This is a genomic window from Calothrix anomala FACHB-343 (assembly GCF_014696435.1).
Taxonomy (GTDB): domain Bacteria; phylum Cyanobacteriota; class Cyanobacteriia; order Cyanobacteriales; family Nostocaceae; genus Aulosira; species Aulosira anomala_A.
In genome coordinates this window covers 43,695-56,206 of record NZ_JACJQG010000040.1, presented here as the reverse complement: position 1 = coordinate 56,206, position 12,512 = coordinate 43,695, and the positions used below count along the sequence as shown (strand labels likewise).

The following is a 12,512-nucleotide window of genomic DNA, read 5'->3' as shown; positions in this document are numbered from 1 at the left end:
TCGCTCACAAAATTTCTGGGAACTCTGAAGTTAGAGTCGCTAAAAATCCCCATCAACTTAACTAGCCTCTACTCACTACACCCACTACAATTGGGAGTTTTACGTATTCACACTGATGACATTACCGAATAGTAACTTAGCCCAGTATTGGGGAAACTCTCAATAGACTCTAACCTTGCATTTAGAGCTTTCTCAATCTCTTCACCTCACTAACTTGGGGAGTTGCTGTTTGCTGAAAAGAAGTTAATTGTTTTTTTCTAAAGTATTGTTACCAGATCGTGATATGATTCAGCTGACTGGATGTGCAGTCATCATCCTTAGCTGTACTGGTTTCGAGTCTCGTGAGCTTGTCAGACGAATCAACTGCATCGACTCCAACAACAACACAAAATGCTCAATCTGGTTCCGAGGACGAAGAACGAGTAAACTCTATGGAGGAGTTCTATCAACTCTACCAGAAGTTGTTGGTAATCACACTTGTCATAACAGGGATTGTATTTATCTCTGTGTGGATTTTTTATTCACTGAACATTGCTCTGAATTATTTGATTGGGGCGTGTACAGGTGTGGTTTACTTAAAAATGCTGGCCAAAGACGTTGAGCGACTCGGTGGTGAGAAAAAGCGTCTGAGTAAAAGTCGTTTTGCTCTATTTATTGGGTTGATTGTATTAGCAACTCAATGGCATGAGCTAAAGATATTGCCCATATTCTTGGGATTTCTAACTTACAAAGCCACGCTCCTCGTCTACACCGTGCAAACTGCGTTTCTTCCTGATTCTTAACAAGTCAGGCTCACAAAGAAAATACTCCCATCCTCGCTCGTTGGGGAAAATGCTTGAAGAATGCAAATGCTTAGTGTCTTAAACGCCTTTAATACATTTCCCCTCGCCTCGTTAGAAGTAGGTCATCATTTCTACTGGCAGCTGGGAAATCTGAAAATTCATGGGCAAGTTTTTCTCACCTCATGGTTTGTGATTGGCCTGCTAGTAATAGCTTCACTAGCTGCTACTCGCAATGCCCAAAGAATTCCTCGTGGCATCCAAAACTTAATGGAATATGCCCTAGAATTTATTCGGGATCTAGCAAAAAACCAACTTGGTGAGAAAGAGTACCGCCCTTGGGTGCCATTCCTGGGTACCTTGTTCTTGTTTATCTTCGTATCGAACTGGTCAGGCGCTCTTATCCCTTGGAAACTAATTAAGTTACCATCTGGTGAATTAGCAGCTCCCACCAATGACATCAATACGACCGTAGCATTGGCATTGCTGACTTCTTTGGCGTATTTTTACGCGGGTTTTAGCAAGCGGGGTTTGGGCTACTTTAAAAAGTATATTGAGCCAACGCCTGTCCTGTTGCCGATCGCGATCCTAGAAGATTTCACCAAGCCCCTCTCCCTAAGCTTCCGTCTATTCGGGAATATATTGGCGGATGAATTGGTTGTAGCGGTGCTGGTTCTGCTTGTTCCTCTATTTATACCTCTGCCTGTAATGGCTTTGGGCTTATTTACCAGTGCCATTCAAGCCCTGGTATTTGCTACCCTAGCTGGGGCATATATTCACGAGGCCTTAGAGGGACATGGTGGAGATGAGCATGAGGAGCATCACTAAAGCTTCTCAGTAGATAAGCACAGTTCCGACGAGCCTAGATGCTCAAAACATCGCCCAGCGCGATTTGTGAGAACTTGGTGCAGCGTGGAAACCACGTCTTTACTAGTTAACCTACTTTTGTTAGTTCTGTACTTCAAGCAAGGAAAATCATCATGGATCCATTAGTTTCTGCTGCTTCAGTTCTGGCTGCTGCTCTCGCAATTGGTTTAGCTGCAATTGGCCCTGGTATCGGTCAAGGTAATGCTGCAGGTCAAGCAGTAGAAGGTATCGCCCGTCAACCCGAAGCAGAAGGCAAAATTCGGGGTACTCTACTGTTAACCTTGGCGTTCATGGAATCCCTAACCATCTACGGTCTGGTAATCGCGCTAGTATTGCTGTTTGCTAACCCATTTTCCTAATCCCTAAAAGTTTTATGATTGTAGAGCCGTGAATCTTCACGACTCTACAATTCAAAGCTTTTGGGTATTGAATCGTTCTGATGTAAGTTACCCTTGTTGGCTAAGGGTTCCTAAAATATAAACGGTTGGATGTTATTGCTAGCCATGAAAACTGCTACTCCAGCCAAAGAGGAGAGAAATGTTTGATTTCGATGCTACTTTGCCATTAATGGCATTGCAGTTCCTGTTGTTAGCAGCTTTGTTGAATGTAATTTTCTATAAGCCACTGACCAAGGTGCTGGACGATCGCGATAATTACATCCGAACGAATACCCTTGAAGCTAAAGAACGCTTGGCTAAAGCCGAACGCTTAACCCAGGAATACGAGCAGCAGCTAGCAGACGCTCGCAGGCAGTCGCAAGCTAGTATAGAATCTGCTCAGTTGGAAGCTAAGAAAATTACTGCCCAAAAAATCGCTGAGGCGCAACAGGAAGCTCAACAAGAAAGAGAACGCGCTGCTATTGAAATAGAGCAACAAAAACAACGAGCTTTTAGCGAGTTAGAACAACAAGTTGATGCTCTAAGCAGACAAATTCTAGAAAAACTATTAGGGCCGACTCTCGCTAGATAAGCGACAGTATAGGTTCTGTGAAAGCATACGCGCAAATGGGCACTTCACCCACAGCGCTTAATTAAGTGTCAGCAAAAGGCACTTTTTTCCTTCGGGAAGTTAAGCCACTTAATTTGCCTTCGGGGTTAAGTAACTTTATTTCCCTGCGGCATTAAGTAACTTTATTTCCCTGCGGGAAAATACAACGTATTAGCAAGCAGCGCACTTGTAGATGGGTAACATGGGCACATTCTTATTACTTGCCACAGAACACTCTGAATTAGCAGAAGGCGCAGCAGAAGGTGGTTTCGGTCTAAACCTAGACATACTAGAAACCAATCTCATTAACCTAGCGATTCTGATTGGCATATTATTCTACTTCGGACGTAAAGTTTTAAGCAATATCCTGAACGAGCGACGGTCAAAAATTGAAACCGCAGTTCGGGAAGCAGAAAAACGCCAAAAAGAGGCGCAAACAGCTTTATCTCAGGCGCAAGAGCAGTTAACTCAAGCTCAGGCAGAAGCACAACGCATCCGCCAAGCTGCCGAAGAAAGCGCTCAAGCTGCGAAAGACGCTGTATTGGCAAAAGCAGCACAAGATGTGGAACGCTTAAAACAAACAGCAGCAGCAGATTTGAATACAGAAAGAGAGCGAGCGCTAGCCGAATTACGGCAGCGTGTAGCTGCATTGGCATTGCAAAAAGTCGAGTCAGAACTGCGGGCTGGTATTGCTGACGATGTTCAACAAACAATAATTGACCGCAGTATCGCGCAGGTGGGAGGACGCTGATGAAAAGTAATGTAGAAACAGCCGAAGTCGCCCAACCTTACGCTCAGGCTTTGATGTCAATTGCTAAATCCCAGAATCTGACAGAAGAATTTGGTGAAGATGCGCGGGCTTTGTTGAATTTGTTGAAAAATTCAGCACCACTGCAAAACTTAATTGACAACCCGTTTATTAAGCCGGATCAGAAAAAAGCAGTCATTACTCAAATCTTGGGTGATGGCGCAAATCCCTACTTACGCAAATTTTTGCAGCTGCTAGTAGATAAGCGGCGGATTTTCTTCTTAGAGCAGATTTTACAGCAGTATTTAACGTTGTTGCGCGAGCTGAATCAAACCGTATTAGCGGAAGTAACTTCAGCCGTTCCCCTCACAGAAGCTCAACAACAAGCTGTAAAAGAAAAGGTTCTTTCCATCACTAATGCTCGCCAAGTAGAACTGGAAATCAACACCGACCGCGACTTAATTGGTGGTTTGATCATTAAAGTCGGCTCGCAGGTAATTGACGCTAGTTTACGAGGTCAGTTGCGCCGCCTTTCTTTGCGCTTAAGCAGTTCATAGAAATTCAGTAGTTTCGGTGAACCGATTACTCTGTTCCGTCTCCCAAAAAAAAAGTTAGACACATGAGCATTTCAATCAGACCTGACGAAATTAGTAGCATTATTCAACAGCAAATCGAGCAATACGACCAAGATGTCAAAGTTGCTAACGTCGGTACCGTGCTGCAAGTCGGTGACGGTATTGCCCGGATCTATGGTCTGGAAAAGGCTATGGCTGGGGAGCTATTAGAATTTGAAGACGGTACAGTTGGCATCGCCCAAAACTTAGAAGAAGACAACGTGGGTGCGGTGTTAATGGGTGAAGGTCGGGAAATTCAAGAAGGTAGCTCTGTAACTGCTACCGGCAGAATTGCCCAAGTACCCGTAGGGGAAGCATTGATTGGACGAGTGGTTGACGCCTTAGGTCGTCCTATCGATGGTAAGGGAGATATCAAGACCACAGAAAGCCGTTTGATTGAATCTCCAGCACCTGGTATTATTGCTCGTCGTTCTGTACACGAACCGATGCAAACCGGGATTACAGCTATCGACTCCATGATTCCCATCGGTCGCGGTCAGCGCGAGTTAATCATTGGTGACCGTCAAACTGGTAAAACAGCGATCGCAATTGACACAATCATCAACCAAAAAGGTGAAGATGTAGTTTGTGTATACGTTGCTGTCGGCCAAAAAGCTTCCACCGTTGCTAACGTTGTTCAAACACTGCAAGACAAAGGCGCAATGGACTACACCGTAGTCGTCGCCGCTAACGCCAGTGACCCTGCAACCCTACAATTCCTCGCTCCCTACACCGGAGCCACCATTGCTGAGTACTTCATGTACAAAGGCAAAGCTACTCTCGTAATTTACGACGACCTTTCCAAGCAAGCCCAAGCTTATCGCCAAATGTCCTTGCTGTTGCGTCGTCCACCCGGACGGGAAGCTTACCCCGGAGACGTATTCTACATTCACTCTCGCTTGTTAGAAAGAGCAGCGAAACTGAGTGATGAATTGGGTAAAGGTAGCATGACCGCTCTACCCATCATCGAAACCCAAGCAGGTGACGTATCCGCATACATCCCCACCAACGTAATTTCGATTACCGACGGTCAGATCTTCTTGTCTTCTGACTTGTTCAACGCTGGTATCCGTCCCGCTGTAAACCCCGGTATCTCTGTATCCCGTGTAGGTTCTGCGGCACAAACCAAGGCAATGAAAAAAGTTGCCGGTAAGATTAAATTGGAACTAGCACAATTTGACGACCTGCAAGCCTTCGCGCAATTTGCTTCTGACTTAGATAAAGCTACTCAAGACCAATTGGCACGCGGTCAGCGCTTACGGGAACTCCTGAAGCAGCCCCAAAATGACCCCCTGTCTGTATACGAGCAAGTAGCAGTTCTCTATGCGGGTATCAACGGTTATTTAGATGATATCCCAGTAGAAAAAGTTACCAGCTTTACCAGAGGTCTCCGCGATTACTTAAAGACAGGCAAACCTCAGTACGCTGAAGCAGTGAAATCTTCTAAAGCATTAGGTGACGCTGAAGAAGCTGCTTTGAAGGAAGCGCTAACCGAATTCAAGAAGACCTTCAAGGCGACAGTGTAATTAGTCAAGAGTCAACAGTCAAGAGTCAACAGTCAAAAAACTCTCGACTCTTGACTTTGGACTATTGACCATTGACTATTGACTCAGAACTCAAGAATATGCCTAATCTTAAAGCAATACGCGATCGCATTCAGTCGGTCAAAAACACCAAAAAAATCACAGAAGCTATGCGGCTGGTTGCTGCGGCGAGAGTACGCCGGGCGCAAGAGCAAGTATTAGCTACCCGTCCTTTTGCGGATAAACTAGCGCAAGTTTTATACGGTCTGCAAACCCGGCTGCGGTTTGAAGAAGCTAACTTACCCCTGTTGAGAAAGCGGGAAGTTAAAACAGTAGGGCTGTTAGTCATCGCAGGCGATCGCGGTTTGTGTGGCGGTTACAATAGTAACGTCATCCGTCGCGCTGAAAACCGTGTGAAGGAACTGCAAGCTGAAGGTATAGATTACAAATTTGTGTTGGTAGGTCGCAAGTCAATCCAATACTTCCAACGCCGTAACCAACCTATCGATGCTACCTACAGTGGCTTAGAACAAATTCCTACCGCAGCCGAAGCTAACAAAATCGCTGACGAGTTGTTGTCTTTGTTCTTGTCGGAAAGTGTAGACCGGATCGAATTAATTTACACCCGATTTGTCTCCTTGGTTAGTTCTCGTCCAGTTGTGCAAACCTTGCTACCTTTAGATGCTCAAGGTTTAGAAGCAGCTGATGACGAAATCTTCCGCTTGACAACCCGTGGCGGTCAATTTCAAGTAGAACGGCAAAAAGTGACTACTGAAGTTCGTCCTTTGTCTCGCGATATGATTTTTGAACAAGATCCAGTACAAATTCTGGATTCTTTGTTGCCTTTATATCTTAGCAACCAGCTATTACGGGCGTTGCAAGAATCAGCAGCTAGCGAACTAGCAGCACGGATGACAGCAATGAACAACGCCAGCGATAACGCCGGTGAATTGATCAGAACCCTATCTTTGTCTTACAACAAAGCTCGACAAGCGGCAATTACCCAAGAACTTCTAGAAGTTGTGGGTGGTGCGGAAGCGTTAACTTAGGGACTTGTCAATTGTTGATTTCTCATAAATAGCCAATTGCTAGTTATTTTAAGTTAGCAGTTGGCTATTTTGAGTTTTAGGGTAAAGCTGTATCTTGTGGATTTTGCGTGAAAGCTGTCATTCGTCATTTGTCATTGGTCATTGGTCATTTGTCATTTTTCAGCGATGCACTGAAGCTCTGCCGAAGTGTTGTCATTTGTCATTGGACTATTGACTATTGACTATTGACTATTGACTATTGACTACAGACAAATTTTTTTGTCCGCACACACAATTGAAAATCCGTGTATTATAATTGAAGTATGAAGCACATGGGTCCGTCACGGTTTCGACAGGTTGGCGAACGCTGCTCTGTGATTCAGGTCGAGAGTGAGTCTCCTCTCGCAAATCAAAGGCTCAAAACAAAAGTAAATGCGAATAACATCGTAAAATTTGCTCGTAAGGAAGCCCTAGTTGCTGCCTAATAGCCTCTTATAGGTTCGAGCGTCTTTAGTCCGACTCCGTTAAGGGCTAGAGACCAACCCCAACGGATGCTCTAGCAAGTGTTCTCTGGTTGGCTTGCTAGCTAAGACTTAATCAGAGCATCCTACGTTCGGGATAATGAACGATTCCCGCCTTGAGGGTCAGATAGGCTAAACCTGTGAATGAGCGGGGGGTTAATACCCAGGCTGGACAGCAGTTCGACTCTGCTCGGATCCACTAAAAATATTTAATAAGTCCACCTGATAATTTTGTATTCAGGTGGATTTTGTTTTTGAATATAACTGCGATTAGCCTACTGCAAAGTCAGTGTAATGACGCATCTTTGGTGGATCAAAGCCCAAAACGATGTCTTGTTTTGGTACACCGAGTTCAACTAATTGATTAGCGACACCAACCTCGGTTCCGTCCTGCTGAACCCAAATTTTGTCATTGATAATATCGAGGTGAAGGACAGTGCCATACATTCGCTTTGAACCGCGCCAACCAACATAAACTAGTTGGTAGTGGTCGCGTTCAGTATCAAAAATAGTTTGAGCTTGAATACGTTCGTCCCATACTAGTTTGGCGTGTTCGATTAGTAAGTTTTGGATATGTCTTCGGTATTCATCGATGGTAGCCATCGTTCAATTACCTCCCTATCAATATCGTAAATCAACAACAGCAGATGGTTTTGCTCAATAAGTCCCTGAATAAATGGTGTGACAAAAAAGCGATCATAAATATCGCTGGAGACTGCTAGATATAAAACTCGTTTTGGATCTTGGATATTTAAGGCTGATCTATATGCTATGAATTGTCCCAAGGCTGTGTAAAACTCTGAAATTTTTGATGGGCCTAGGAAACTTTTAATTTCTACAGCAATTTTCCATCCTTCCCTTTGGGCTGCAATCACTTTTTCTGCACCGAGGTCAATGGCAAGGTCAAATATACCAGCTTGTAGAGGGTAAGGATCGTGGGTAATCAACCAATTATCCTTCTGGAGAGCAATTTTGACAACTTCATGAAAGGCATCTCTAGCAGACACAATGTAAATTTAGGTGACTATGTGTTTACAATCTATTGATACCTGAGAAACAAGTAAAGCCACAATAATGTTGACAGGTATCTTAAGTTTCTGAAAAATGAATGCGTGTATAATCAGTATTCAAGCGGAGGAATAAAGCTTGAAACTGATATTAGTAGCGCCCGATTCATCATTAGCAGCAGCATTTCAAGAACATTTTTATTATTTGCCTAATGTTGAAATCGTTAATGACTACTTTGAGTGGTTACCGAACTATGACTGTTTAGTTAGCCCTGGTAATTCATTTGGGATGATGGATGGTGGGATAGATGCTGCCATTATCAAGTTTTTTGGTAGTGCATTGATGGAAATAGTCCAGCAACAAATACTGACAAGGTATTTAGGCGAACAGCCAGTAGGAACGTCAATGATTGTAGAAACTGGTCATCCATTACATCCATTTTTAGCGCATACGCCGACAATGCGAGTTCCTATGTCTATTATTGGCACAGATGTTCCTTATGTAGCGATGTGGGCCATGCTGTTGTCGGTGCGACAACATAACCAAAACTCACAGTATAAAATTAATAGCATTGCTTGTCCTGGTTTAGGTACGGGAATCGGCCGAGTACCATATAGTGAGGCTGCTAGACAGATGGCGTTAGCCTACGATCATTTTCTTTACCCACCGAAGCATCTTAACTGTTTTGTTGCAGCTTCTAGACAACTTTTGATTTGGGAAGGAAGTTGTTAAGCGTCACATCAATATATTTTAGAGGGCATGGCACTGCCATGCCCCTACCATCGGTCGCATTCTTTTAATTGGTATAACGATTTTGGGGATTTTGGCGTAAGTCCAGTTTTGATAGCGATCGCACTTGCTATTATCCAAATATCAGTTTTTTTCTGTTCGTATTCGCCATCAAAGCTTTTGGAGAAGACTTCTCAGGCTAAGATAGGAACAGTACTTGCCTCTTCCCATAGGATATAACTTAAGCGTTCCTCTTTTTCTACAAAATGTTCTATTCCTAAGCTGAGAAATCTATCTGGTACTCATGGCGGTTTTAATGGTGCAGAATAAATGCCCATATCCACACCAAAAAACCAGTCAGCGCGGTCATTTTATGCTAGAGCTAAAATCGCTTCTAGTAAATTAGGGATGAGGTTTTGCAGTTCGTTATCTATCGGGGTGTCATCAGAGTCGGGAAGTTCTGCTGCGGATGGCAGACAGTCAAGGGGGTTGTACTGTACCATGACAGTCTTGAGTTAGAGTAGGTGGCTATATTTTAAGGTTAAAATAATCAAGCTCCTGAGAATATGTACCTTTCAACAGTCACATTACGCCTGTCACAGATAACATTTATATATGAACGCTACACAAGAAAAACTAAAACATCAATTTGCACAGGCCTTGGTGGCTGCGTTTGGCGCTGATTATGCTGGAGTAGATCCGATTTTGGTGACTGCTAGCAATCCGAAGTTTGGAGATTATCAGGCGAATGTGGCTTTATCTTTGAGTAAAAGATTAGGAAAGCAACCAAGGCAAATTGCCACTGCGATCGCGGATAATCTAGATGTGTCAGAAATCTGCGAACCGCCAGAGATTGCTGGGCCTGGGTTTATCAATCTTAAGCTGAAACCCACATACCTGGAAGCACAAATCAACGCAATTCACGCAGATTCGCGCTTAGGTGTACCAACTGCAAAAACACCACAGCGAGAAATTGTTGATTTTTCCAGTCCGAATATTGCGAAGGAAATGCATGTTGGGCATCTACGTTCTACTATTATTGGTGATAGTATTGCCCGGATTTTAGAATTTCTCGGACATGATGTTTTGCGGTTAAATCATGTGGGTGATTGGGGTACTCAATTTGGGATGTTAATCGCCTATCTGAGGGAAGTTTACCCAGAAGCTTTAACTACTGCAAATGCTTTAGATATTGGCGATTTAGTTAGCTTTTACCGTAAAGCTAAACAACGTTTTGATGCAGATGAAGCCTTCCAAGAAACAGCGAGACAAGAAGTTGTCAAATTACAAGCTGGTGCAGAAGATACAATCCATGCTTGGAAATTGCTGTGCGAACAATCAAGACATGAATTTCAGGTAATTTACGATTTACTCGATGTTGATGTCAAAGAACGGGGCGAATCTTTTTATAATCCTTTACTACCAGGAATTGTGGAAGATTTAGAAAAATCTGGATTGCTGGTAGAAAACCAAGGTGCAAAATGTGTATTTTTGGAAGGGTTTACTAATAGAGAAGGTGAACCTTTGCCGTTGATTGTACAAAAATCTGATGGTGGTTATAACTACGCAACGACAGATTTAGCCGCTTTACGTTACCGGATTCAAAAAGATGAAGCGAAGCGGATAATTTATGTCACAGATGCTGGACAATCAAATCACTTTGCCCAATTCTTTCAAGTAGCGCGTAAAGCTGGCTGGATTCCTGATGATGTGGAATTAATTCATGTACCTTTTGGTTTGGTGCTAGGGGAAGATGGGAAGAAATTTAAAACTCGTTCTGGAGATACTGTTAGGTTACGGGATTTGTTAGATGAAGCAATTTCTCGGACTCGGACAGATTTAGAAGCGAGATTGAAAGAAGAACAACGGGAAGAAACTGAAGAGTTTATTAATAATGTTGCTGAGGTAATTGGTATTAGTGCAGTTAAATATGCTGACTTAAGCCAAAACCGCACCAGTAACTACATTTTTAGTTACGATAAAATGCTGGATCTCAAAGGTAATACGGCTCCTTATATGCTGTATGCTTACGCCAGGGTTCAGGGAATTAGTCGTAAGGGTGAGATTAACTTTGAAGAGTTGGGAAATAATGCCAAGGTTATTTTAGAACATGAAACAGAGTTAGCATTGGCAAAATATTTATTGCAACTCGATGAAGTTATTAATACTGTAGAACAAGATTTAATGCCGAATCGGTTGTGTGAATATTTGTATGAACTGAGTAAGAAGTTTAATCAGTTTTACGATCGCAATCAAGGGGTTCAGGTTTTGGGTGCAGAGGAACCTTGGCGGACATCTCGGTTAGTTCTGTGCAATTTAACGGCGAGAACGTTAAAGTTAGGTTTATCACTGTTGGGAATTCAGGTGTTAGAAAGAATCTAGTAAGTCAACAGTCAACAGTCAACAGTCAACAGTCAACAGTCAACAGTCAACAGTATTATATTTTGAGATTTTGTGACAGGTAGTGTCTTGTTGTACTAGGGTTTTGTGTTTGATTGATTGAAAACTCAATTTATATTTTTCGCAAAAAGTTCTACATAAATATGTGGAACTTTTTTATTGTTTTTTGAGGAAATTTTTCTTTCGTACAAATTGGTTCAATTTAGCAATGCTAAAGGGTTTAGCAATTCTCATAATGACAGTCATCTGTACACGAAGTCTTACCGAAGGGTAGATGACTAAATATCCTCAAAATCTTGAGTCTACTTTAGTAGACTTGCGCTATTAGCCTTGGAATTAATTCCAAGGCGTATGATTATCCTTATGCGGTAGTTGTTTAAAAATGAGGTTTAATTTAATGACTAATCTGAAAGTTATATCAGAATATCAATGTTTTGCTGGTAAAGTCGGCTTTTATTCCCACGCTTCGTCAACTTGTCATGGAGAAATGCGCTTTGCTGTTTATCAACCACCGCAAGCTAGTCAAAAACCTGTACCAGTTCTTTATTTTCTCTCTGGTTTAACTTGTACGGAAGAGAATTTTATGGTGAAAGCTGGGGCGCAACGTTACGCTGCAGAGTATGGTTTAATGCTAGTTGCACCAGATACTAGTCCTCGCAATACGGGGATTGCTGGGGAAGATGATGATTGGGATTTTGGTACGGGTGCGGGTTTTTATGTGGATGCGACAACAGAACCTTGGAAAGCGCATTATCAAATGTATAGTTATATTGTGCAAGAATTACCTACTTTAATTAATGCTAACTTTCCTACCCAGTCAGAAAAACAAGGTATTTTTGGTCATTCAATGGGTGGACATGGGGCGCTAGTTTGTGCAATGCGTAATCCTCACCTGTATAAATCTGTCTCTGCTTTTGCACCGATTACCGCACCTATGCGTTGTCCTTGGGGTGAAAAAGCATTTAGTCGTTATTTAGGAACTAATGAAGAAGCTTGGCGTAGCTATGATGCTAGCGAATTGGTGAAACAATTAGGTTATCACAGTTCTATTTTGATTGACCAAGGGACTGCGGATAAATTTTTAACATCACAATTATTACCAGATGTGTTTGCGCAAGTTTGTGCAGAAGTGAAACAGCCTTTAAATTTACGCTATCAACAAGACTACGACCATAGTTATTATTTTATTGCTAGTTTTATGGCAGATCATATTCGTCATCATGCGATCGCTTTGGGATAATTAGTCATTGGTCATTAGTCATTGGTCATTTGTCATTTGTTAAAACTTCGACATGCTCAGTGATCGCA

13 protein-coding genes, 1 other RNA gene and 1 pseudogene are annotated in these 12,512 nt (G+C 42.6%); 12 read left to right on the top strand and 3 right to left on the bottom strand.

Features of this window, described 5'->3' with window-relative positions; genetic code table 11:
• Window positions 1-341 precede the first annotated feature (341 nt).
• The 9 genes from H6G08_RS21815 to ssrA all read left to right on the top strand — a co-directional run bounded on the left by H6G08_RS21815 (window position 342) and on the right by ssrA (window position 7,269).
• Window positions 342-782: an ATP synthase subunit I gene (locus H6G08_RS21815; RefSeq protein WP_190546691.1), complete on the top strand. Its 441-nt coding sequence runs from the start codon at window positions 342-344 to the stop codon at window positions 780-782.
• A gap of 60 nt (window positions 783-842) precedes the next feature.
• A complete protein-coding gene (gene atpB, locus H6G08_RS21810; RefSeq protein WP_190546689.1) occupies window positions 843-1,607 on the top strand; it encodes a F0F1 ATP synthase subunit A in 765 nt (254 codons plus the stop codon).
• 152 nt (window positions 1,608-1,759) lie between these two features.
• Window positions 1,760-2,005 (top strand): ATP synthase F0 subunit C, encoded by a 246-nt coding sequence (atpE, locus tag H6G08_RS21805; RefSeq protein WP_008233924.1) that lies wholly within the window; start codon window positions 1,760-1,762, stop codon window positions 2,003-2,005.
• Between the two features lie 178 nt (window positions 2,006-2,183).
• Entirely contained in the window at window positions 2,184-2,615 is a 432-nt protein-coding gene (locus H6G08_RS21800) for a F0F1 ATP synthase subunit B' (protein ID WP_096644094.1), read from the top strand.
• A 211-nt stretch (window positions 2,616-2,826) separates the two neighbouring features.
• Window positions 2,827-3,384: a F0F1 ATP synthase subunit B gene (locus tag H6G08_RS21795; protein ID WP_190546686.1), complete on the top strand. Its 558-nt coding sequence runs from the start codon at window positions 2,827-2,829 to the stop codon at window positions 3,382-3,384.
• On the top strand, window positions 3,384-3,938 hold the full coding sequence (gene atpH, locus H6G08_RS21790; RefSeq protein ID WP_096644096.1) for an ATP synthase F1 subunit delta: 555 nt from the start codon (window positions 3,384-3,386) through the stop codon (window positions 3,936-3,938). The genes H6G08_RS21795 and atpH overlap by 1 nt, the downstream gene beginning before the upstream one ends.
• A gap of 62 nt (window positions 3,939-4,000) precedes the next feature.
• Entirely contained in the window at window positions 4,001-5,521 is a 1,521-nt protein-coding gene (gene atpA / locus H6G08_RS21785; RefSeq protein WP_190546684.1) for a F0F1 ATP synthase subunit alpha, read from the top strand.
• Between the two features lie 98 nt (window positions 5,522-5,619).
• Window positions 5,620-6,567 (top strand): F0F1 ATP synthase subunit gamma, encoded by a 948-nt coding sequence (locus H6G08_RS21780; protein ID WP_190546744.1) that lies wholly within the window; start codon window positions 5,620-5,622, stop codon window positions 6,565-6,567.
• Between the two features lie 313 nt (window positions 6,568-6,880).
• Window positions 6,881-7,269: a transfer-messenger RNA gene (ssrA, locus tag H6G08_RS21775) on the top strand.
• Window positions 7,270-7,337: 68 nt separating this feature from the next.
• Here the strand turns inward: ssrA and H6G08_RS21770 are convergent.
• Both H6G08_RS21770 and H6G08_RS21765 read right to left on the bottom strand, forming a co-directional pair.
• Window positions 7,338-7,670, bottom strand: a complete 333-nt coding sequence (locus H6G08_RS21770; RefSeq protein WP_190546682.1) for a XisI protein — start codon at window positions 7,668-7,670, stop codon at window positions 7,338-7,340.
• Window positions 7,625-8,074 carry an element excision factor XisH family protein gene (locus H6G08_RS21765; protein ID WP_190546680.1) on the bottom strand — a complete coding sequence of 150 codons (450 nt, stop codon included), beginning with the start codon at window positions 8,072-8,074 and terminating at the stop codon, window positions 7,625-7,627. The genes H6G08_RS21770 and H6G08_RS21765 overlap by 46 nt, the downstream gene beginning before the upstream one ends.
• Before the next feature lie 139 nt (window positions 8,075-8,213).
• Between H6G08_RS21765 and H6G08_RS21760 the strand changes: the two genes are divergently transcribed.
• Entirely contained in the window at window positions 8,214-8,807 is a 594-nt protein-coding gene (locus H6G08_RS21760) for a macro domain-containing protein (RefSeq protein ID WP_190546678.1), read from the top strand.
• 194 nt (window positions 8,808-9,001) lie between these two features.
• Here the strand turns inward: H6G08_RS21760 and H6G08_RS21755 are convergent.
• Window positions 9,002-9,307: pseudogene (locus H6G08_RS21755) on the bottom strand (Uma2 family endonuclease); the annotation flags it as partial.
• 112 nt (window positions 9,308-9,419) lie between these two features.
• Here H6G08_RS21755 and argS point away from each other — a divergent pair.
• The gene (gene argS, locus H6G08_RS21750; protein WP_190546676.1) at window positions 9,420-11,186 is read left to right on the top strand and encodes an arginine--tRNA ligase; all 1,767 of its coding nucleotides are present in this window, start codon (window positions 9,420-9,422) and stop codon (window positions 11,184-11,186) included.
• A 415-nt stretch (window positions 11,187-11,601) separates the two neighbouring features.
• The gene (gene fghA, locus H6G08_RS21745; RefSeq protein WP_190546674.1) at window positions 11,602-12,444 is read left to right on the top strand and encodes an S-formylglutathione hydrolase; all 843 of its coding nucleotides are present in this window, start codon (window positions 11,602-11,604) and stop codon (window positions 12,442-12,444) included.
• Window positions 12,445-12,512 lie beyond the last annotated feature (68 nt).

Bases quoted from the DNA above. Each gene is read 5' to 3' on its own strand.
- H6G08_RS21795 (WP_190546686.1), top strand. From the start codon at position 2,827: ATGGGTAACATGGGCACATTCTTATTACTTGCCACAGAACACTCTGAA.
- H6G08_RS21800 (WP_096644094.1), top strand. From the start codon at position 2,184: ATGTTTGATTTCGATGCTACTTTGCCATTAATGGCATTGCAGTTCCTG.
- H6G08_RS21780 (WP_190546744.1), top strand. From the start codon at position 5,620: ATGCCTAATCTTAAAGCAATACGCGATCGCATTCAGTCGGTCAAAAAC.
- atpB (WP_190546689.1), top strand. From the start codon at position 843: ATGCAAATGCTTAGTGTCTTAAACGCCTTTAATACATTTCCCCTCGCC.
- atpE (WP_008233924.1), top strand. From the start codon at position 1,760: ATGGATCCATTAGTTTCTGCTGCTTCAGTTCTGGCTGCTGCTCTCGCA.
- atpA (WP_190546684.1), top strand. From the start codon at position 4,001: ATGAGCATTTCAATCAGACCTGACGAAATTAGTAGCATTATTCAACAG.
- H6G08_RS21770 (WP_190546682.1), bottom strand. From the start codon at position 7,670: ATGGCTACCATCGATGAATACCGAAGACATATCCAAAACTTACTAATC.
- argS (WP_190546676.1), top strand. From the start codon at position 9,420: ATGAACGCTACACAAGAAAAACTAAAACATCAATTTGCACAGGCCTTG.
- atpH (WP_096644096.1), top strand. From the start codon at position 3,384: ATGAAAAGTAATGTAGAAACAGCCGAAGTCGCCCAACCTTACGCTCAG.
- fghA (WP_190546674.1), top strand. From the start codon at position 11,602: ATGACTAATCTGAAAGTTATATCAGAATATCAATGTTTTGCTGGTAAA.